A 22,233-nucleotide genomic window follows, 5' to 3' on the forward strand; every position below is an offset into this window, starting at 1 on the left:
TTAGAAATAGGAATGAATTACTTCCAAGAATTTGCAAGTTGTCATTACTTGATCTTGATTTCCATATACACGATTTTATTGTCAGCATTGTTGACCGTCAGATTTACAATGGTCGGTCTCTGGCTGCCAGCAAAGTTGTAACTATATAGGGTTGTATTCTTGACTCCTTCATTTGTATGGAGGGGCTTTCCAAATACTTGAGTTGCCTTGTCCAAGCTGTCGTTAGTCCGTATCCCTTGAATGTTATAAATGCTGTTTGTAGGGATGATAATTTGCTTTACAATGTTACTTTGATTGTCGACAACCAGTTCAAAGCCTTCCAAGGCGTACAGTGTTTCACCCTGAGATGTGTTTTTGTCTTTAACCTCGAACAATTTTTTTATTTCTTCTTCCGAGGCTGTTAATCCTAGCATCTTGGAAAGGTCGAGACTCTGGGACTGCAGACTTCCATTATAGGCAACGAAATCGATGCTGGATATTTGATCAGAGTTAAAATCAGTGGAAAACAGTAAAAGGAAATCTTCATTCGTCAAATACATGGCATTTTTCTTTCCATCTTTGACTGTACTCAAATTTGGCTTACCAAGCCGGGTTACATTTTCGTCAAAGGACGAACCAATCGTGACATCAAAGATTTTATAGGTATCTGATGAGGGAGATTTCATCATGTCATTCTGCATGGAAATTTCTAGTGCGCCTTTTTCGGTCCCGCTCACCATAAATCCCGCATCATATCCAAAACTGTAGCCGTCTGCATCCTCACGAACAATTTCAGAGGGTTTTCCGAACTTCTCGATAATCTGTTGCTTGCTCATTGTAGTCATTTTAGTTAATTCATAGGCCGTAGATTCGCCACCAGATGATAAAATTCCAACAAACAAAAAGAGAGCAAATACTGACAAGAGCCAGAACCACCAGCGTTTTAGGAGCGGTTTTTTTCTTGGTCTTCCAATTGATTGACTGATCTCTTGCTTGGACATGTGTGAAAATTCCCCTTTTCTATTTGAGTGTTAGTATATGCTTTTAAACTCTTTCCCTGATGAGTAATAACGATGTTCGTATTATCTATGAGCACTTCAAGGAGGCACTGCTTGATGTCGTCAGGGGTTAGAAAATCCAGCGGTTGATGACCCCGGCAATCTTGGTTCATCCCTCCTCTCGTTGATTCGTATGAGGATATAAGAGCGAGGAGAGAAATTCCAAGAGCGGATGAAATTTTTTCGAGTACCTTAATCGTAGGGTTCTTTTCTCCACGTTCGATTTGACCGATGTAAGACGTATTTACGCCCGCATTCAAAGCAAGCTGCTCTTGACTCATCCCGTTCTTCAGCCGATGGAGTCGAATACTTTCCCCAATAGCTTCCATGTTTTCCATGCCTCTCACCCCTAGTAAAACGATAGACTTTCTTCAAAGTGCTCTCAATAGGATATAGTGAGGATGCCAGTGTCTATAGTCTCGAATTGATGCGGAGTGTACTGATTTACCGGATAAAGGCGTTGGGCAATGGGATTAGAAATGCCCGTTTTCTTTCAGACTATAGAACCGGTTGCCGCCAATAATGACGTGATCCAGTACTTCTATGCCAATGATTTCGCCAGCTTCCCGAAGGCGTTTTGTCAAAATCAAGTCTTCAGTAGATGGAGTCGAATCTCCGCTCGGGTGATTGTGGGCGCATATGAGAGAAGCGCTGCAACGCTTGATTGCAGCGCGGAAAACTTCTCTTGGGTGGACGATTGCGGCATTTAGGGAGCCAATAGAGATAATCTCCTTGCATATGACCCTATTCTTTGTATTTAGGAATAAGCAGATAAAATGTTCCTTGGCTTGATACCTTACTTCGGGTTCAAGTAGATCATATACATCCTTTGGGGTTCGAATGGTGTATTGTTCGCTCAATGGAATAGTAAGAACCTTTGCAAGTTTAAGTAGTGCAGTAATTTGTCTTGCCTTTCCAACTCCAATACCCTTGATGGCTATCAATTGTTGTTCAGTGGCGTCCATTAATTCTGTTGGTGTCGGAAATTGGTGAAATAGCTCTTGGATGACATAACTATCTTGACGTTCTCTTAATGTCTCGGAAATCAATTTTTTCAGATCTTCATTGTGGTGTACGATCATCGAGTAATCCTCCTTAATTTTATAAGAAAATTGAAATAGAAAGTGCCGAACACGTTTGATTGTGTTCGGCACTTTGCATTAACACTACTCAAGTAGATTATCTATATGAATAGGTTACAGGTATATAATATGTAACTAAAATTAGGGATATTACGACAAAAAGAACGTTTGTTTGGAAGGAATTGGTGCTAATTTGACGAACCGTGAAACTAGAGTAGTTCAATAGTCTTGTAATCTAATTAAAGGTGGCGAATAATCTTGTCAACAAACATTCACTCCGCGAAAGCACCAATGCTGGGGTATCGATTTCAGCCACTTTACGCACTAATGGTATTGTGGCAAGAATCAGATGATGATTTCGATCAAGTAAGTGTTGAATCTGATGATGATGTTGTACTTAAAGGTAAAGAAATTAAGCTTTATCAATTAAAGCATAGCGCTGGAAAAAACGGAACTCTTACGATAAAGAACGATGGTTTTTGGAAAACTATTAGAATATGGTCGCAGTATGCTGACACTTCAAATTATAAGTTGTTCTTTGTTACTGGAGATACTGTTGCCCAAAATGATCCGTTGATAAAACTGGTAAATGGCGATACCGATAGAGTAGATATCATTACCTTAATGGAGGCTGAAGCGAAAGCCGTTATTTCAGCAAGGAAACAAGCAGTTGCTAACCGGAAGCAAAAACTGCCATATGAAACAAGATTCCAAGGCTGTGAAGCTTTTTTAAAATTATCTGCTAACCAACGCAAAAAGTTGTTAGACAAAATTACGGTTCGCCCCGATACTTTTAATATTTTTGATATTCATAACCAAGTTATTGATCAACTAGGTCAAATGGTAATAAAAAAAGTGCGTCCGCTCATTGCACAGCGATTACTGGAGTGGTGGGATAATAGGATGCTTAATGCCACTCTAGGAATTAGCAAAACTGAACTTCTGTTTCAGCTTCAAAATTTAATTGCTCAATTTCAGGATAACAATCTATCGGATGATTATTCCAAATTAACCCCAACTTCAATTCAATCGGAGTTAGGTGGTTATATGGAGAAGCAGATTGATTTAGTTAATGGAGGCGATAGTAGAAAAAGAAGGGCAGCGGTAGCAAGATGGAGAGCCAGAAATCAAAGGGAAAAATGGATTCAGGACGATGTGCTTAATGCGATGGAGCTTGAGGAATACGATTGCCAATTAATAGAGACTTGGACATATCGACATGAACCAATGAAAGAAGATTTAGAAGGTGAATCAGAAGATATATGCAAAAAAAGAGGTCTAAAGTTGCTTGACTGGATTCATGATGATTCTCATCTACACATTCATCCAATTAGAAGTGAATGGAAACAGCACTTTTTAATTCATGGTTCATTCCAGCAACTATCAGAAGATTTGAAAGTTGGTTGGCATCCTAGATATGATGAATTGTTGAGGGATGAACGATGATTTCGACGGATGTATTTTCAATTACTAATCCTGCTCTTGGATCATTGGTAATATGGTCATTCTTACAAGGATATGAAGAAAATGAGAAAAGCGGTTGTTCTTTTCCTTTACTCTTCTTACCACTCCCATTAATACTATCTAAATCAATACGAGATGAATTCAAAGGAACAAATGCGGAAACTGGATTGTATACTTGGATTACTAGAAAGCAGAACGTTTTAATCAATCTTGATTTAAGAATAAATAAATGCAGTGATTTAACAAGAAACGCCATTATTTTTGGTTGCACAAATGAAATACTAGTCATTCGAGAAAATGGTAAACTTCATTCTAACAACAAAGGAGTTTATAAAGGTCGGATAAATAATTCTTCTGATGAGGTTAAAGAAATGATAAATGTCTCCAAGAAGTTGGGGATTTGGTTATCACAAATCAACTCAACATCAAGTATATTAAACAGTTTGGGGTTAACGTTATGAAGAGATGGAATATTCGACAGATACTTTTATATAGTCATGATGGTCGAAGAAATGAAATAACTTTTGATCTTGAAAAAGTGAATATAATAACTGGAGATTCACAAACAGGTAAATCAGCAATTCCAGAAATCATCGATTATGTCATGGGATCAAGTGAGTGTCATATCCCTACATATGTAAGAAGAAGTGTAGCTTGGGTTGGTGTCTTATGGAAAAAGGATGAAACTGAATATGCTATGTTTAGAAAGGTACCAAGAGCCCCCTATGTATCAAGTAATGAAATGCATTATCTTACAGGAAAAGTGGTAAATATTCCTAACACAGCAAATGAAATCCCTTCTTCCACTAATTTAGATGGAGCACTTAGAAAATTTGAACGATTAGTAGGGATGGGAAATGTTAAAAGTGAAGTTTTTGGAACGTCGAGGGATCGCAAGGCAGTTACAATAAGAAGTGCAATGCCTTTATTATTGCAAGACGATAATATTATTATTAATAAAACTACGCTCTTAAGAGGACTTAATGATTATAAAAGACGACAAACAATTATAGATGCATTACCATATTATCTTGGAATTATTGATGAAGATACTATGGAAAAGGAAGTAGAATTAAAAATATTAAGCAAGCAACTAAGGCGCATTGAAAAAAATAGTAATGAAGATGAGCAAATTTCTGGAAGTATAAAAGCTCATACTTTATTGTATCAAGCAGCACAACTAGGACTATGTGAAGTCCCATCTTTTGGGGCTACTGAAGAAACTGTTTTCAGTATGCTAAATAATATTGCACAATGGAATCCTACCGTAGATTCTTCCACTGAAGAAGATAAGTTATCTGAGTTATATGATCAATTAAGTGTTCTACAGAATGAGGCCATTTCGATTAAAAGACGAATTAATTATACGAAAAAATCAATTCATTTTGCTGATGAGTTTGAAAATACTATCAGTAACCAGAAAAGACGACTAGATGTCATAAATATATTTAAAAATCCAGCTGAACCAGATTCATGTCCACTGTGCCAACAAAATCTCAATAAAGAGATTAAACCAATTAAACTTATAAATGAAACTGTAAGTAAAGTCCAAATGGATTTAAATAATATAGAAAAAGAAAGACCAAAGTTAGATGAATATATTAACTATTTGAAAGAACTTTTAGGTTCTACAGAAGAGAAGATATCAATAGTTCAGAATGAAATTGCTTCTCTTATAAAGGAAAACGAAAGTATTGAAGCAGGATTAGATTTAAAAGATAGAAGGAATAGATTGGTAGGGGTTGTGAATTTTTATCTTAACTCAGTTAATAAAGTAGCTGCGAAAACTTCATCGACCACTTATTCAGACATTTCTACATTACGAAGACGTATTGAGGAACTAAATTCAGAACTAGATGTTGAATCGAAAAAAGAAGCACTTGAAAATGCTGAACGAAGAATTGCAAATACTGCTAAGGAGATTATTTCTAAACTTCCCTTTGAGAACAGATATAAAGATAATCCAATTTATTTAAACTTTCGTGATCTCAAAGTAGGTGTTTCCTTACCAACTCGTATCGAATACATGAGAGATGTAGGTTCAGATGAAAATTATTTAAGTCTCCATGTTTCAATTTTGCTTGCATTACATCGACATTTTGCTGAATTAAATCGACCTGTTCCGGGAGTGTTATTATTTGATCAATTAAGTCGTCCCTATTTTCCTTCTGACGATGAACCTGAAATCATCGAAATTGGGGAAGAGCGTGACAATGATACAAGTGCATTGTTAAAGTATTTTAATTTGCTATTTGAAGAGGTTAACCGTGGCGAATCATTACAAATAATAGTTATAGAACACGCTTATTTTAATAATCATCCTGAGTATAAAAAAGCAGTTAAGAAGAGATGGAAGAAAGGGATCGATGGTTTAATCCCTATTGGCTGGCCTGAGAAAGATTAGATTACGGGAAATATTAAAATTGGAAATCTGAGTTTCATAAAGAAGATGGAGCATTAAACTGCTTGCATCCTTTTGGTAAATGAGTCATTGATTAGGAGAATGGTTATGCAAACAAACATTGAGGTAAAAAAAATCGCTATTGAAATAATATCTAATTTAGTAAATATAAAAAATCAAATGTACGAGCATATTCTCAAGCCTGCTGGTATAAATAAACAATACTTCGCAGAATTATTAAAAAGAAGAAATCCAGATGGGAAGCAACTAACAAAAAGAGAAATGGGGGCAATAATTCTGGATTCTTTAGATAATAAGTCGGAATATCAAAAAAACATTCGAAAGATCATTAGTATTGGTGCAAATTGGTCGCAATATCATTTAGCAGATAATGAGATGCAAGCAAGGGCAACTGTACAAAAAGCGAGAGAAGTGCTCAATCTAATTGAAATCATGGAGGAAAAAGACGCAGAGATTCTTAGAAATGAGCGTGAAAATGAACGGATAAGGCTAGAGAAAGAGAAACAAAGAGTCAAGTTAGAAAGGCAACTTGAAATAAAAAAAAGTTCTAGTCTCTTATTAATGATGTACGATGAGCTTGTATTGATGAAGGATAATCCACAGAAAAGGGGTCTAATGCTAGAAGAGGTTATGAATTTACTCTTTAATGTCTATGGAATTGCACTTATGGAGAGTTTCCGTAGAAATTCAGGAGGAGAACAAATCGACGGAGCCTTTAAAATAGACGGATGGCATTACATAGTAGAAATAAAGTGGACAAATCAAGTAACAGATATAAGACAATTAGACTCTTTATATGGAAAAGTTGCACGCTCTGGGAAACAAACAATGGGAATGTTTCTTTCGGTGAATGGATGGTCAAGTCATGTTATTCCATTAATGAAACAGCAGCCTGATAAATCGATCTTCCTAATGGATGGTTTAGATTTGAGAATGGTTTTGACGCAAGAAATTTCTTTAATTGATCTATTGCATAAGAAAATTGGTAAGCTCAATATCGAAGCAGAACCTTTTGTAGGCGTAAATTCTTTATTATAAAGAATAAACTCCTTTTTGGAGATTTATATATGTAGAAATATGTTGTGTGAAGTTAACAATTGTAGAACGGGCAGTCTGTAAAATCGGAAGTATAAAAACATTTTCCCCGTTAATTTTCGATTTAATATTGATTAACTGTTCAATACCGAGAGGTTAGATTCAAAGGAGGAAACATTAGAATGTCAATAAATAATAATATTAGAAGTGGCTACTGGTCAATTTCTACACAAAAGCATCTAAAAGTCTTTAAAAGTGATTCGGCAGGTTTGTCTCAATTGGGTAATCTCAACTTAACTGGCAAAGTAGGTAGATTTCTTGGTGTCATAAGAGGTAACGGACAAATAACTGATATGAATAAGATTGAGCTTATGGCAAATAGTGTGGGGATAAATAATAAGCAAGAGCTCCACAAGATTGTACTTCCTGAACTTGAAGCAGCTTCGGATAAAAGAATTGAATTGATTAAAGATATCACTGGTGGAATTACTGGAATTGCTGAATATGTATACGACAATCCTACTGTACTTGCTATTTCTGGACAAGTTTTCGAAAATCAAAATCCGTCGGAGATAGAAAGAATCGTAATTAATACAATGGACGAGACTAAAAAAATTCCATATTTGCAAAGGGATTTAGTTCAAATTTTAACTTCACAAGGGTTTTCAGAGAAAGATGTTTCTATGTCACTTGCATTGCAGAATAACTTTAAACTAATAAGAATATTAGACAAAATGAAAAATCGAGAGCCGATTATTAGCAATGAATACGTCTGGGGGGATAATCATGAGAAAATTGCTATGGCAGTCTCGGGTCTAGATGGTTTTGAAAAAGAAACCTTAAAAACTATCATCGAGGCGATTCAAAATTTTCAGGGATTACCTCTAGAAAAGATAGATCCGAGTGCAAATAGCTTATTGTCATTGGCAAAGAAAACAGGCATGATTAATCCTACTACCATTGTTTCAACAAGAGGGCTCCAGAAAGACTTTGGTTTTAGTACTAACCTGTTACAGCCTGAAAATTACAATAATGACATTCTCGATGATGTTAAATTACTTCTAGCTTCAATTCGTTTTGGAGAAAATTACACTCCATATTCAACGATAAATGACCCGGAAAAATTCCTAACTAAGTTAATTGACTCAGGTGACATTGGACCACATGATGCTAATAAAACGGATTATACACTTCTCGAAAAAAAGGGTATTGTTAGAGTAGTAACTAAAACAAAGTATAATTCCTATTGGGGGACATATAGAACAGGTCCTTGTCTTGAACTGATAAGAACAGATGTCGCGAAGGAAGCCTTGAGCATTATCAAGCATCCAAACTATACTATGAACAACGACACTGAAATTACAGATTTTGGTTCTATGATGGATGTTGGAAGCTTTTTTACTCCAGAAGAGGAACGTATGAGGATGGCGGAAATGCCAGAACCTATGAAAGAAATAGAAGAATATACACTAAGAGTACTTAGAGGAGAAAATATTTAAGGAAGATGGTGACGCCTTTTGAACGAAATAAATAATCCGAAAAAGACAAATGAGGAAGAGACAGTGAGTACACCTGTAAGCAAACCAATAGGTGTGAGTACTGAAAAATTAGGTAGCATAATATCTAATGAGAATGTAAATAAGCAAAATATTGAAAAGGAGGAAGAGGGCTCTCACAGTGCCTTCCTTGCGACTGATCAAAGTAAACAGCAGGATAACACAAAGAATGGTAGATATAATAAGGGAAACAAAAAAAGGGGGAGTAATCAACATAACAAAAAACAACTTTCTAGTGGGAATGAAAATTTACCCAAAGGATATCTATTAGAATATCGAATGAAGAGGCTTCTATTTTACATGGGATACTTTCCGAAAGTTGGAATAGATATCCGTACTACTTATGATGATTCGTCAGACAAAATTACCGACTTAGATGTTTATGGTATATATGTCCATCGTAACTTTGCACGTAAGACCATATGGGTAGATTGTAAATCAGGTTCCGTTCAGATACATGATAGGATTACATGGATAAAAGGGATAATGGGAGAAGTAGCAGTAAACGATATGATTTTTGTAGTAAATGGTGCTCGTACATCAGTAAAGCAATATGCGAGAAAAGCAGGTATTCAACTACTAGATTTAAGGATACTTGATAAACTTGAGGCGGATTATAATATCAATGAGAATGATTGGAGGGGATCCTGGAATCCAGACACACAACATAATAAAATTAACCAATTAGCTAAGTTCAGTATTCCAACAAATGATTTATATAAAAGAATTGCAAAATATATTTCATCTGATTACTGGGCAATTGATGATAATTACTCTAAAGTGAAGAAAACACTTTCGGGAATTAGAGATTTGTCACTATTTAATAATGAGAGTTTTAATGCGGAGCAGAATAAAGTCATACAGTGGGCAATCTTTGAACTAACTAATTTGTTTTTATTAGCCGTACTTGATATAGCAAAAGAGCTATATTATTTTAATGATAGCGAAAAACGCGAAACGATTTTAGAAGGGCTGAGTTCAGGAGATATCCCTAATAGAAAACGGAAAGAAATATTTGATTCTGCATTTAGGGTAGCGTATAGTATGGTTAAAACTCAAATTCCTGACTTCAAATTGCCATCGACTATGCCTTCATTTAACATTACACCACCCAGCTATTCCGATGCTTTTGTGGATTTGATCTATAGGATAACAAATAATCCAATGAATTTTTATGATTTATTACGATTTTTAGATTTTACTCTTATGGAGTATGATCATCAATCCAAAAGTATTAATGAGAATGAATTGCGGACTCTCTTCAAAAATTATGATGAATTACTCGTCGGTGCTAAGACTTTAGTTCACTTTATTTGTCAGGTTACTAATGTTCCGCGTTCATTTTTTCAATTAATTTAAAATGTACTCAGAAAAAACCTCTTACTTGAAATGATATGCTCCCCTTGTAGTAGACAGTTGAAATAATAAAACTGTTTCCTACAAGGAGGATCATCTTTATGTCTCACAATGCAAAAATATCAGGACCAGAAAAGATCACAGCTATTGAAAGATATCTTCGTGGAGAAGCTTCGCTAAATCATTTAGCAAAGCTTCTTTGTGTTTCCTCCTCATCTTTCAAACAGTGGCTCCAAACTTATCAATCGTTGGGTCCTAACGGACTTCTTAGTACATCCAAGAACACGGTCTATTCCTCTGAATTAAAGATATCAGCTGTCAAGGATTATCTGGCTGGTAGTGGTTCTCACATGGATATATGTAGAACATACGGTATTAAATCAACACGCCAGCTACGTAACTGGATCCTAAAGTATAATGGTCATGAAGAGTTGAAAGCTTCCGGAACAGGAGGAACGCGAATCATGACAAAAGGACGAGCAACTACTTACGATGAAAGAATTGAAATCGTAAGATTCTGTATCGAACATCAACACAACTATGCTCAAACTGCACAAGAATTTCAGGTATCCTATCAACAAGTTTACTCTTGGACAAATAAATACATTAAATCGGGTGTAGATGCACTACAGGACAAACGTGGAAAACGAAAATCAGAGGATGAGATGTCCGAAGTGGAGAAGCTGAGGGCACAGAATAAGCTACTCCAGGCTGAGAATAGAAGAAAACAAATGGAGATTGATTTACTAAAAAAGCTAGACGAAATCCAAAGGGGGCGATAGTAAGCCAAGTCCGTTATGAGTCCGTATATCTTGTCATACGCGATCTACATAGCAAACATTCATATCCCATTAGTCAACTCTGTGAAACCATGGGGATTCAACGTTCATCCTATTATAAATGGCTAAACAGAAAAGAAAGTGATAACGAGAAATTCAATAAAGAATTGCTTTCCCTGATTAAGGATGCCTACGAAGAAAGAAATGGGATCCTTGGATACCGACAGATGACAATCAAACTAAATCGACAGCACAATCTTACGGTTAATCATAAACGGATTTACAGGCTCATGGGTATCTTACAACTAAAATCCGTATGTCGTAGAAAGAAAAAGAATTTCATTCCTTCAACACCGGAAATTACGGCAGAAAATGTCTTGAACAGAAATTTCGAATCCGATGGATTCGGCACAAAATGGCTCACAGACGTGACGGAAATGAAGTATGGCCTTCAAAGCAAGGCTTATTTGAGTGCAATCCTTGATTTGTCAGATAAAAGTATTGTTTCTTTTGTGGTAGGGCACTCCAACAACAATGAACTTGTTTTTCGAACTTTTGATATCGCACATGAGACATATCCTGATGCTAAACCCATCTTTCATAGCGACCGAGGCTTCCAATATACGAACAAAATATTTAATAAGAAACTAGCCGATGTAGGAATGACACAAAGCATGTCGAGGGTATCTAGGTGTATAGACAACGGCCCAATGGAATCCTTTTGGGGAATAATGAAATCGGAAATGTACTATCTCCATAAATTCCAAACATACGAAGAACTCGTAGCAGCAATTATGGAATACATACATTACTACAACAACAATCGTTACCAGAAAAGGTTAAACTGTATGACACCTTTGGAGTACAGAGAATACCTTCAACGTTCAGCATAAAAAAGGACACCAACTGTATGAATAGCTGGTGCCATAACTTTTTGTTTTTCCACTGTCTACTTGACAGGGGGCAGTTCAAAATTTGAATTAGAGGTTTTTCTCTTTTATATAAGTAAATTAATTATAAAAATCAGAGCCCTACTGGCTCAAGGGTTTTAAGCATAGAAAAGGTGCCCCCTTCAAATCTTGATAAAGTTGTAAGAACACATCATTGACATATGGAGGTCAAAAATTTGAAAACAGCTGCTCAACACAATTATTAAACAGAACTTGAATTATGTTACGGTGGTCACAGTTTTGGTCACACTTTTGCATTATTGACCTTCTCGGAAACTCCGAACGGAGAACCATAAAATCAAATAAAGACTTGCCACATAAGGTTTTCCTACACAAATTCCTTTACATTCAAAAGCCTCTCCCCACACTGGCAGTGTAGAGGTCGTCGGTTCGATCCCGATAGGGTCCACCATACTTAAAAGCAACGTAGCGGAAATGGCTGCGTTTTTTTGTTATAGTGGAACCGAACACACGTAATTAACCTTTAAACAACCTGTTAGACAGAGTGTAGGCCAATTTATCAACATTCATCTTCCATATGCCTATGAGCGGCAATTGACTCCAAATATCTATACCGTTATTGGATAGAATAATCAATCTAATTCCTTTATCACGGTTAAACGTTACAAAACTGCTTGATCCATAAGTTGCCCCATTGTGCCAGTACGTGGTAGAACCATCCTTCTCGTAAAGAACATCCAGCCGTAACCAGTTCCGATACCCCTGCTTGGAAAAATGGCATGGTGGCAGAATAGTTGGGTAGTGAAATTGATAATGGTGGGAGCACGACGTCTCGGTTTACAATGCTTAACAACCATCATATAAATAATATTTGCTTTCATTTATTTCATGTGAAATTTGATGGAGTAATTGGTTTTAATTCTAGCGGCAAGGCAATAGAAAAAATAACAAGTAAACTATCAGCTCGTTTGAAACTTCTAATCCTTAATAGAATCTGGCAAACGTTAAATAGCCCCTATCTTTTTTCAATAGTTGGGGGCTATTTGACGTTTACGCAGGAGCACGGCATCTGAATCTACCGTTAAAAGCCCCTCGCGAGTATGAATTGTTTACATTTAGATCAAAATTCGCTCATCGCCCTATGGGATGCACAGGGTTTTCTGAAGCCCTTAGGCGTTATGATCTGGCAACAACGAGCTGACAATCAAAGACAACGTTTGACTGTAAACCGCATAGGCGGATTGTACATCTCCCAAGTGTCCACCAATGTAAAGATGAATAACGCCGTGGAGTGAGGCCCAGAACATACGCACAACAGATTCCGCGTCATACTGGTCGGGAATCAGTCCTCGCTCTTTCGCATTTTTGATCACGGTCAATAATTGTTGCATGGCTGTTACGGTGCCATACATGCTTTTCTCGTCTGGTTTGAAATCTGCGAAGGCTCCTCCGAACATCAACTTATAATAGCTGGAATAACGCTGCCCGAATTGCCAAAAGGCTTCCCCCAAATTCAATAATTGCTGTGACGGATCAGCAGCTTGCGGCGCCCCCTCTAATTGGTTAGCGAGAAGCTTACAACCATCCAGATACAACTGCTGAGCCAAGCCCTCTTTATTGACAAACAAGCTATATATGATTTTTGTCGAGCAATCCATTTTCTTCGCTACTTTACGCACGGTAACGGCTTCCGGGCCTTCTTCTTGCAAGAGTGTTGCCGCAGCATCAACAACGAGCTTGCGGAGATTTTCAATATTTTGCAAGCGAGCTTCCTGGTAGGTTTTCAACATTCGTATGTTCTCATTGGAGGAGATAGCTTGGTCGCTCATAATCATCACCTTTGGTTATCACGTTTTCGTTAGGAAACAAAGTTTCCGATTCTCTTATCAGGAATTTTATATAGTTGTTGGGCAGTTGTCAATTTGACGATGGATGTTCAAAGATCATATTGACTTTCTAGAAAAGGGGGATTACAATGATTTCCAACGGAAACACTGTTACCTTTAAGGCGCGATGATTCTTAACTTTCTTGGAAGTTGGGACTTATTTTTGATCATTCAGTAACGGTGTTTCCATATTAATACATAGTATCTAAAAGGAGAATAGTGCTATGACAATTCAAGGAAAATGGGCACTTGTTACGGGTGCTTCTTCCGGTATTGGAGAGCAATTTGCGAGACAATTGGCCAAACAAGGTAGCAATTTGGTACTCGTGGCTCGATCAAAGAGCAAGCTTGAGAGCCTGGCATCCGAGCTCCAAAAGCTGTATGGGATTAAAGCCGTGGTTATCTCTATGGATCTTGCGAAGGAGGGCGCGCTTAGCGAGTTATATCAGCAATGCCAACTTTTGAAAGTGGATATCGAACTATTGGTCAACAATGCAGGCTTTGCAACACATGGTTTGTTTGAACAAGTGTCAGGCGTGCGTCAACATGAAGAAGTTATGCTCAATGTTACCGCTGTTGTAGATATGACCCACCTGTTCTTGCCAGACATGTTACGCAAAAGCTCAGGCGCAGTAATTAATGTTGCTTCAACCGCCGGATTTCAACCGCTTCCTTATATGGCCGTATATGGGGCGACGAAAGCTTTCGTCTTGTCGTTTACTCAAGCGTTATGGATGGAAAACCGCAACCGTGGCATAAAATTCTTCGCACTTTGTCCCGGTTCGACGGACACACAATTTTTTAATGTCGTAGGAACGGAAGCAGCCTCCGTCGGAAAGAAAGACAGTCCGAAAAGAGTAGTAGAAGTTGCACTTCGTGCGTTGAAGGAAGGAAAACTGTATGTCGTTCCGGGTGTACAGAATTATTTCGGAGCGCAGCTATCGCGATTCATGACACGAAAGCAAGGCCTCCGGCTTTTGGGAAGCATGCTTCGTTCGCACGAAGGAACCGGTAATTACAAGAATCCGGGAAATCAATCTGATCTTGCAGGGGGAATAACTCGATGAAAGCTATACAACTGACAAATGAATGGCTTCGGTTTAAATAATTTGGCCTTGACGGAACTCGAAATACCACCGCCGGATTACCGGGTCTGATGATCCTGAATGGATTCATGCCAGTCGAAATCAAATTTCCCTTCATTCCATTATCAGATGGAGCGGGAGAAGTTGTAGCCGTTGGCCAGGGAGTAACAAGGTTTCAGGTTGGAGACCGGGTAACGGGTAATCTGCAGCAGCGCTTCATTGCAGGCAACCCAAGACCGGATGTGTTAGGAGAAAGTATGGGAGGTTCGTTGAACGGAGTAGCGACCGAGTATGTCGTTCTCTCGGAAAACGGAATTGTCCCTATTCCGGATCACCTCTCTTGGGAGGAAGCCTCGACCTTGCCAATCGCAGCATTAACCGCGTGGAGCATGCTCATCGAATACGGTGGTTTGCAAGCTGGTGACACCGTATTGCTGCAAGGAACAGGCGGTGTTTCCATCTTTGGGCTTCAATTCTCTGTTATGGCAGGTGCGCGGGTTAATCTTTACCTCGAGTAGCAACACAAAGCTGGAACGGGCGAAAGTTCTCGGCGCATGGCAAACGATCAACTATTCGGAAGTTCCCGATTGGGATAAGGCAGTCTTAGAGCTGACTGGCTGCGGTGTCGATCATGTTCTGGATGTTGGAGGAGCTGCAACGATGGAAAAATCCATAAATGCGCTTCGCATTGGAGGAACCTTAAGCTTGGTCGGGTTCTTATCGGGCTTGACCATTCCAGAATATGATGTGATGTCACTGGCATTTTGCAGAAAGCCGCAACAATTCGCGGCAGTCAAGTCGGTAACCGCGATCACTTTGAGCGGATGAACCGGGAGATTGCTCATCAATCTTTACATCCCGTCATCGACCGTGTGTTCCCACTGGATCGAATTGGAGAAGCATTCGCGCTCTTGGCTGAAGGAAAGCAGTATTTCGGTAAAATCGTAGTCCAAATCTAAAAATCTTGCTTACATGATAAAGGAGACTCACTAATGCCCTATCATCCATCAGCTCTCTCTGATAAAACTGCTAAAGACACGAATCGCCGGAAACGCTCTTCACGTAAACGAGTACTAAGATGGGGGCTGGCGCTTCTTGCGGTACCGCTGCTTGGAGTAAGCGTTCTCTTGCTGGCGCCTTCACCTGTTAAACCGGCCAAATGGTCTGCGCCAACGCCCCCCTCGTTTCAGCAGGAAGGTCCGTGGAAACAGAACAACAAACTGAGCTCGGCTCAGCTTGTTACGGATGCTCCCCGATTCCCGGAGTTCATTACATTTGATAAGGAAGGCGTACTGCATACTGGGGATTCGGACGGAAAAATTTACAAGGTTGCTTTCAATCCAGATGGCAATCCGCAAAAGGCTCAAGTGTTTGCAGACACCAAAGGCACACCTAATGGGCTTAAATTCGACGCCAATGGAAATTTGATCGTTACTGATATCAAGAAGGGACTGCTGTCTATTACCCCATCCGGGAGCATAGAGGTATTGGCCGATCAAGTGGACGGCAAGCCGATCTATTTAGCTAACGAGCTTGATATTGCCCGGGACGGCTCGATTTATTTTTCTGACACCTCGAACTATGGCAGCGTGACTTTCAAAGAAATTGCCGAGAACAAGCCGCATGGACGTTTGCTAAAGTACGATCCAATGACCAAGCAGACGACCGTCCTGTTAGAAGGTCTCTATTTTGCAAACGGGGTTGCCTTGTCTGCAGATGAAGATTTTGTGCTTGTGGCGGAATCGTATCATTATCAGTTGACCAGATACTGGCTGAAGGGTCCAAAGAAGGGTACATCTGATATTTTCGCGGACAATCTTGCTGGCTTTCCCGACAACATTACGCGCGATGAGCAAGGTCATTTCTGGGTCGGTATCTTCACGACTCGCATTGCTTTTGTAGATCAGATGCATATCAATCCTTGGTTGGCCAGTATTATGGCCAAAGTGCCGCAGACGCTGCTTAGCGGCGCAAGTGCACCGGCGAAGCATGGACTTGCTGCGGAGTTCAGCCCACAGGGGGAGCTTATCGGAAGCTGGCATGATCCGGAAGGCTCACTATATGGAGTAACTACGGCTACACGCCATAACGGATTTTTATATATAGGAACGGCACCAGGAGGCAGCCAGGGCGTTCATCGCCTGCCTTTAACAAAATAATGTTGGAATCTGGGAGAGTGCGTTATGATACTGGATGAGTTGGGCGTTATCTTGGAATGCGAAAGAGAGCCTGGCGGGCAAAGTAGCCTTGGTGACAGGTGCCAGCAGCGGCATTGGGGCATCAATCGCCAGGAAATTGGCAAAGCGCGGCGCCTATGTGGCAGTAGTGGCACGTCGACGGGAACGATTGGATGAGCTGGTTCACGACTTACATAAACAGGAACTGTACGAGGTTGTAGCGGTACCTGCTGATATTCAAAAAGCTGAAGACGTACAACAAGTGGTCAATGCCATTATTAACCGCTGGGGGCGTCTTGACATTGTGGTCGCCAATGCGTGATTCGGTATCGAGTCAGTTGGTAGAAGTGGATCTGGAAAGATGGGAGGAGCTGTACAGGACGAATGTGCACGGTCTTATGCTGACGTTGCAGTACGGACTCCCGCCAATTCTAGGTCAGGGCAAGGGAGATGTCATCATCATCTCCTCCATTGCGGGCAAGGAAGTGATTGCCGGAGGAAGCCCATACAGCGCCACCAAATACGGTGTTTACGCCAGACGGCTGCATTACGTTTGGAGACAATTTCTCAGGGGATTCGCGTTACTACGATTGCATTTTCCTTTTCAACATTAATATAAATTTCTTTTATGCCTTGGGAATTTTTAATCCCTTCGTGTAGCAATGCTGAACCTATCCCTTTTCCTTGATATTCTGGATAAAGATAAATAGCAAACAACTCTACTTGCCCATCTTCTCTTACAAATGAAAAATTGGCGAATCCAACTATTTTTGCGTTAAGTTCGGCAACGTAAACATGTGAACGTTCTATGCGTCTAAGCATCATTTCTTCATTGTAAGCAGACTTCAGGAAACGTTCTTGAACCTCAATTGGTATTATGCCATTGTAGGTTGCATTCCAGCTTGTTTTTGCACAAATTTGGACGTGTTGAATATCGCTTGGTCGCATTTTGCGAACGGTTAACTTTATTTGTATAAACATACAATATTTGGGTTTTATATTGATTATACCGCCGAAATAAGTAGTTTGTCTTAAAGGATTTTGTTCATAACTGTTTTATGCGTATCAGCAACAATATTTACGAAAACAGCGTTAATAAAAAGAGGTCAGCCAGTTTTTAGTTGGCTAACCTCATAATACGAAATTTCTTGACGGACTCTCCTAGGGCGTGTATGCAAACCTAAGCCAGCCAGACCAAAATAGAGGCCAGCGTCAAAAAAGCCTTGAATGTACAGGCCAATTAGTCAAAGCGAGTCGCCAGACGGCGGTAGTTTTTCACCTTGTTACAGAAACATTCTACCAAGTGCCGTTCTTTGTAGATGTCCTTGTCCCGTTGGCGCTGCACGCGGCGATTTTTTTTACTCGGAATGACGGGCAGCGCCTCTTGCTCTTCCAGCAGGTTCAGGGTGATCCGTATCGTAAGCCCGATCCGCCAAAACTTGTGTACGGGTTAAATCGATCGACTTCAGCATCTCGTAGCCCTTGACGGAATCGTGGTCTTGTCCAGCCGTCAGTTCAAAGCGAAGGGGATGGCCTCAAGCGTCCACGACTGTATGGATTTTAGTCGTCAGTCCACCTCTGGATCGTCCCATTGCCTGAAAATGCTGCCCCCTTTTGCCCCGGCTCCATGCTGATGAACGCGCACAATCGTTGCGTCGATCATCACATTCTCGAAGTCAGGTTCAATCGAAACATGCTCTAGAATTTGGTCCCAGATCCCCGCTTTCTCCCAGCGACGAAAGCGACTGTAAGCTGAGGACCAGGAACCGTAATATTCAGGCAAGTCTCGCCATGGCGCTCCTGTTCGAGCGACCCAAAGCATGGCATTCAACATTTTCCGATGGTCTTTCGGAGGTCTTCCTCCTTGAGGTTTTCGTTCTGCTGGCAGCAAATCTTTAATTCGATCCCATTGATCGTCACGTATTTCGTATCGTCTTTTCATGCCCTTAATTTACCATGTTTTATCTCATTTTTATAGTTTGTATACACGCCCTAGTTACACTCATAAAGAAAAATAATATCCAACTCAAAAAGACCTCTTTATTTGCGAGTAATTACCATTAATAAATCGAGAGTATGTACTTTCAACCTCATTCAAAAATTTTATTGATGCCTCATAAACACCAAATTCCTTAAGCAGTTCTACATCCATTATTTTGTATACCAAAACTATCCATTTATCACCCTCCTTACGTACTATCTCTCTTTTTTGTAAATCTTTTAATTTTCTAATTGTTAACTTCGGAGGGAAATCGCTATCCCAGATTTCTGCAATCGCCAGTTGCTCGATCATACTAAGTTCTTCACTTATTGTGTTTATGAAACAAGAAAAATCACCTGATTCTTTATATTCAAACTGTAATCTGCTAAGGAAAAGGTGATTAAAAACTCTACTAGTATCGTCTCCACCCCCCAATTTATCAAGATATCTCTTTAGCGTAGGCTCTACATAGTTTTTGTTAAAATGGTCGGGCTTTAGTTCTTCAAACAATCTATATATACACCCTCCCCACTCATAATCTATATACGAATCATACCAGGTATCATGCTCTGTTTTATTTAAGTCATTTCCCCATAGATACGAATAGAATGCTACCAACCCCGTATCATCTTCGCTATAACAAATAATAATAGCATAACAGTAGATGTATAGTGGGATATGCAGAAAACGCACCCATTGGTCATCCTTTATAATCAAATGCTGAAATACGATTTCACTGAGTTGCGAATTATTTTTTAAGTAAGTTGTATAAGCGTCACTTGTTAAAAAGTGATTTATTCGTAGTACTGGTACATCTTGGTACATAAACATTGTAAAGCTATCCGCACAAAAAATCATAAGCTGTTGCATCAATACCTGATCTCTTTGCACAATATGCATCAATATTGACATGAGAAAGTTGCTTTCTCCTTCTTTAATATATGCTCCGCCATTATGCACTGCTGCAAGTAGTAGTTCAATAGCTTCTTTCGTTTGAAAAAAGTCATAGACATATCGAGGATTAGTCGTATCCAATACTTGTTTAAATTCTTCTTTCAATGCTGGATAAAGATTGCTTCTTGAAAAATACTCAGCAATTTGCTCATCATCTAAATACGTCTCAGTAGGCCCTAGAAGCCATTTTGCGGCATCTTCTTTTACTGTTTTTAGTGTTTGTATACTTGGATCATTTTTATAATCAGATGGTTTATATGGTATTACATCCTTCTTTTGAATTGATAAAGGTTCTCTTCCGCAAACGGATAATAGTTTTCGTCCGAATTCTTTACTATATAATAATCCGAATTTTTCTAGAATGTCGGGAATATTATCGATTAGCATATCAAATTCTACGACCATATCGTAGTCATTAAGAAATTTTAATTCAGCGAGTAAAGTACTTTTTAAGATACTTTTTATTTTCTTGTAATAAGAGCGATGAAACAGTGTATATTCTTCTGGAAATACTTCTTGGAATTGTTGCATTGCTATGTAATGGTGTACACTAAAAGCCTCTTCGCAATAATGTTTAATAATATCTCTCCCTGTGAATGCCATCCCATTTTTTATACAACGGACTATAATATTAGGTAAGTTATGTAAGTCTTTATATTGTGCCCTTAGATCGCCACGGCCCATAGTTACGCAATAGTCTTTTATTTCGGATTCTAAAAAAAGATACAATGTACGATGCCTTTCCCGTTCATAGTAACGAAGCAGATTAAAAAACCTGTCTAAATGACCTTCTTCTTTAAAAAAGTCGATATCCCAATCCCAGCTCTCATCGTACATAACACAGCTTTCATAGTTGTGGTAGTGCTTGATACATTTTTGGACAATTAAATCATTGAGTTTGTTACTACAATGTACTGATAGATAATCTAGTATAAATTGCAATTGGTTGTAATATGCGCAGCATTCTAATAGTTGCGGTACAAATTGTTCGCAATTTCTTTTTAAGTGTGCAAATAAGAAGTCCTGCACAGCCGGCATACTGAATTTCAGTAAAACATCGTCGTATTCCTCGATATAAACTGATTTAATCATTGTTTTTTCAAGTTCTGCGAAACAATCACTTAAATTTTTTACTGTCATTTGAACTGTACAATTTTGGATATATTTTCGATAGCAACGCCCCATACTCTCCAAGTGCATGGGAGTTGACGAAATTAGCAAAAGCATGGCAACAATTTGTGCTTCAGTGGATAGTTCCAAAAAGATGTCCATCCAAAATTCCCCTGGATTATCAAAAAAGTCACACATTTCTTCGTAATATTCTTCAGGTAAGCAACCTTCATTTGGTTTATTATTACTCAGAAAAAGCGCAAGGACTCTTGGATTGTAGTTTTCATGATGCACAATCGAATCGGTTTTGAGATATAAGTAATTGACATACTCATATTCAAGTCTCGATGCATAGAGATGGCTGAACAAAATACTAGCTTTTTCATGGTCAGCGTACTCTTCCATAGTACAAATTAAAGAATACTGTTCCAGCGTCTTTTTCAGTAAGGGATGTTTTTGAAAGCCTTGCTGCAAAATATACTCCCGTGTAGTCAGGATTAATCGCTTTTCTCCAGAAAACTCTATTATACGTCTGATGAGTTTATTCAGTCTGGTCTCATCATTTCTACGTGTGTGCTCTCTCCAAAAAATGCTACCCCAGAAATCATCCAATATAATTACTTGTTTTTGTCCATTTTCTAGCAACGCGTACACATCTTCTATAGAATTCGCCCATACAAATCCATTTAGATTATTTGGTTGAAGAAATGCCAATGCCAGAATATAGGCCATTGTAGTTTTACCCACACCGGGTTCTCCCGAGAGAATAATCACATTATTTTCGGACCATTTTTGTAAGGCATCATGGTAAATTTGGGTAGGGACATAAGTTTTAACTGTTTTGCAAGCTTCTTTTAGCTCCTCAGCGGATTCTTTGTAAATAGCACGATACACAGATTCAGTTAATACTTTTTCTAATACATTAAGATTGGGATACCATAGTTTCGGATATTTAAGTAACGTTTGTTTGTATGCCGGTTCTTCTAGGAGTCGGTTCATATCCATTTTACTTATAATATCCTTAGGATTGACAATATACCCTTTGAACAATTCCATGATCTTATTTTCATCGTCAGGAGAAAAGTCCATAGAAACACCTAAAATGTATCTAGCGGGTTTTAATTTTCGAACTTTGGGTAGTTCTAGATGCTCCAAATCACGATACAGCTTATTGAAGTCAGGTTTATAGCGTTTGACCTGAACAATTACTTTATTAGAGATATCTGTAAATGAGCCATCAATACCCAAATCGCGCCCTTCCTTATACATCTTCAAAAAAAAACCATCGCGTTGATGGATAATGTCACATACTAATTTTTCAAATTCTAGAGGTTCGAGTAGCATGTGAAAATCATAATTGGACATGGTTTATCCTCCCTGATTTTCTCATTTTCTAAT

21 protein-coding genes and 1 pseudogene are annotated in these 22,233 nt (G+C 38.8%); 15 read left to right on the forward strand and 7 right to left on the reverse strand.

The genetic code is table 11. The features are described 5' to 3' along the window. Positions 1–44: 44 nt before the first annotated feature. From ACTID9_RS07155 to radC, 3 genes are all read right to left on the reverse strand, one after another. Positions 45–980, reverse strand: a complete 936-nt coding sequence (locus ACTID9_RS07155) for a hypothetical protein (RefSeq protein WP_340963386.1) — start codon at positions 978–980, stop codon at positions 45–47. Further along, positions 923–1,375, reverse strand: coding sequence for a helix-turn-helix domain-containing protein (locus tag ACTID9_RS07160; RefSeq protein WP_340963387.1), 453 nt, complete (start codon positions 1,373–1,375; stop codon positions 923–925). The genes ACTID9_RS07155 and ACTID9_RS07160 overlap by 58 nt, the downstream gene beginning before the upstream one ends. Before the next feature lie 135 nt (positions 1,376–1,510). Then, positions 1,511–2,119, reverse strand: a complete 609-nt coding sequence (gene radC / locus ACTID9_RS07165; protein WP_340963389.1) for a RadC family protein — start codon at positions 2,117–2,119, stop codon at positions 1,511–1,513. A 258-nt stretch (positions 2,120–2,377) separates the two neighbouring features. On the opposite strand from radC, the gene ACTID9_RS07170 reads away from it, so the two are divergent. The 8 genes from ACTID9_RS07170 to ACTID9_RS07205 all read left to right on the forward strand — a co-directional run bounded on the left by ACTID9_RS07170 (position 2,378) and on the right by ACTID9_RS07205 (position 11,624). Then, positions 2,378–3,565 carry an ABC-three component system protein gene (locus tag ACTID9_RS07170; RefSeq protein WP_340963391.1) on the forward strand — a complete coding sequence of 396 codons (1,188 nt, stop codon included), beginning with the start codon at positions 2,378–2,380 and terminating at the stop codon, positions 3,563–3,565. Then, positions 3,562–4,044: a three component ABC system middle component gene (locus tag ACTID9_RS07175; protein ID WP_340963393.1), complete on the forward strand. Its 483-nt coding sequence runs from the start codon at positions 3,562–3,564 to the stop codon at positions 4,042–4,044. Before ACTID9_RS07170 ends, ACTID9_RS07175 begins: the two co-directional genes overlap by 4 nt. Next, positions 4,041–5,987, forward strand: coding sequence for a DUF3732 domain-containing protein (locus tag ACTID9_RS07180; RefSeq protein ID WP_340963394.1), 1,947 nt, complete (start codon positions 4,041–4,043; stop codon positions 5,985–5,987). The genes ACTID9_RS07175 and ACTID9_RS07180 overlap by 4 nt, the downstream gene beginning before the upstream one ends. Before the next feature lie 105 nt (positions 5,988–6,092). Beyond that, positions 6,093–7,043 carry a hypothetical protein gene (locus ACTID9_RS07185; protein ID WP_340963396.1) on the forward strand — a complete coding sequence of 317 codons (951 nt, stop codon included), beginning with the start codon at positions 6,093–6,095 and terminating at the stop codon, positions 7,041–7,043. 179 nt (positions 7,044–7,222) lie between these two features. Further along, on the forward strand, positions 7,223–8,539 hold the full coding sequence (locus ACTID9_RS07190) for a hypothetical protein (RefSeq protein WP_340963399.1): 1,317 nt from the start codon (positions 7,223–7,225) through the stop codon (positions 8,537–8,539). Positions 8,540–8,602: 63 nt separating this feature from the next. Further along, entirely contained in the window at positions 8,603–9,955 is a 1,353-nt protein-coding gene (locus tag ACTID9_RS07195; protein WP_340963400.1) for a hypothetical protein, read from the forward strand. A 98-nt stretch (positions 9,956–10,053) separates the two neighbouring features. Continuing rightward, positions 10,054–10,734: a helix-turn-helix domain-containing protein gene (locus tag ACTID9_RS07200; RefSeq protein WP_441070534.1), complete on the forward strand. Its 681-nt coding sequence runs from the start codon at positions 10,054–10,056 to the stop codon at positions 10,732–10,734. A gap of 35 nt (positions 10,735–10,769) precedes the next feature. After that, a complete protein-coding gene (locus ACTID9_RS07205; RefSeq protein WP_441072473.1) occupies positions 10,770–11,624 on the forward strand; it encodes an IS3 family transposase in 855 nt (284 codons plus the stop codon). A 1,187-nt stretch (positions 11,625–12,811) separates the two neighbouring features. Here the strand turns inward: ACTID9_RS07205 and ACTID9_RS07210 are convergent. Further along, positions 12,812–13,471, reverse strand: a complete 660-nt coding sequence (locus ACTID9_RS07210; protein WP_441070535.1) for a TetR/AcrR family transcriptional regulator — start codon at positions 13,469–13,471, stop codon at positions 12,812–12,814. A 281-nt stretch (positions 13,472–13,752) separates the two neighbouring features. On the opposite strand from ACTID9_RS07210, the gene ACTID9_RS07215 reads away from it, so the two are divergent. From ACTID9_RS07215 to ACTID9_RS07245, 7 genes are all read left to right on the forward strand, one after another. After that, a complete protein-coding gene (locus ACTID9_RS07215) occupies positions 13,753–14,595 on the forward strand; it encodes an SDR family NAD(P)-dependent oxidoreductase (protein WP_441070536.1) in 843 nt (280 codons plus the stop codon). Between the two features lie 89 nt (positions 14,596–14,684). Then, on the forward strand, positions 14,685–15,131 hold the full coding sequence (locus tag ACTID9_RS07220; RefSeq protein WP_441070537.1) for an alcohol dehydrogenase catalytic domain-containing protein: 447 nt from the start codon (positions 14,685–14,687) through the stop codon (positions 15,129–15,131). Beyond that, positions 15,103–15,441, forward strand: a complete 339-nt coding sequence (locus ACTID9_RS07225; protein ID WP_441072475.1) for a zinc-binding dehydrogenase — start codon at positions 15,103–15,105, stop codon at positions 15,439–15,441. The genes ACTID9_RS07220 and ACTID9_RS07225 overlap by 29 nt, the downstream gene beginning before the upstream one ends. Next, positions 15,438–15,572, forward strand: coding sequence for a zinc-binding dehydrogenase (locus ACTID9_RS07230; protein WP_441070538.1), 135 nt, complete (start codon positions 15,438–15,440; stop codon positions 15,570–15,572). Before ACTID9_RS07225 ends, ACTID9_RS07230 begins: the two co-directional genes overlap by 4 nt. Positions 15,573–15,605: 33 nt before the next feature. Then, on the forward strand, positions 15,606–16,772 hold the full coding sequence (locus ACTID9_RS07235) for an SMP-30/gluconolactonase/LRE family protein (RefSeq protein WP_441070539.1): 1,167 nt from the start codon (positions 15,606–15,608) through the stop codon (positions 16,770–16,772). Between the two features lie 34 nt (positions 16,773–16,806). Next, positions 16,807–17,112, forward strand: a complete 306-nt coding sequence (locus tag ACTID9_RS07240; protein WP_441070540.1) for an SDR family oxidoreductase — start codon at positions 16,807–16,809, stop codon at positions 17,110–17,112. Next, positions 17,105–17,404 carry an SDR family oxidoreductase gene (locus ACTID9_RS07245; protein WP_441070541.1) on the forward strand — a complete coding sequence of 100 codons (300 nt, stop codon included), beginning with the start codon at positions 17,105–17,107 and terminating at the stop codon, positions 17,402–17,404. Before ACTID9_RS07240 ends, ACTID9_RS07245 begins: the two co-directional genes overlap by 8 nt. Here ACTID9_RS07245 and ACTID9_RS07250 read toward each other — a convergent pair. The 3 genes and pseudogenes from ACTID9_RS07250 to ACTID9_RS07260 form a co-directional block, all read right to left on the reverse strand. Then, positions 17,358–17,738: an N-acetyltransferase family protein gene (locus tag ACTID9_RS07250; protein ID WP_441070542.1), complete on the reverse strand. Its 381-nt coding sequence runs from the start codon at positions 17,736–17,738 to the stop codon at positions 17,358–17,360. The genes ACTID9_RS07245 and ACTID9_RS07250 overlap by 47 nt on opposite strands. A 295-nt stretch (positions 17,739–18,033) precedes the next feature. Then, positions 18,034–18,732, reverse strand: a pseudogene (locus ACTID9_RS07255) (IS5 family transposase); the annotation flags it as partial. Positions 18,733–18,816: 84 nt separating this feature from the next. Further along, the gene (locus tag ACTID9_RS07260) at positions 18,817–22,200 is read right to left on the reverse strand and encodes a restriction endonuclease (RefSeq protein WP_441070543.1); all 3,384 of its coding nucleotides are present in this window, start codon (positions 22,198–22,200) and stop codon (positions 18,817–18,819) included. Between the last annotated feature and the right edge of the window lie 33 nt (positions 22,201–22,233).

The organism is Brevibacillus fluminis, assembly GCF_052072235.1.
In the GTDB taxonomy this organism is placed as follows: domain Bacteria; phylum Bacillota; class Bacilli; order Brevibacillales; family Brevibacillaceae; genus Brevibacillus_D; species Brevibacillus_D fluminis_A.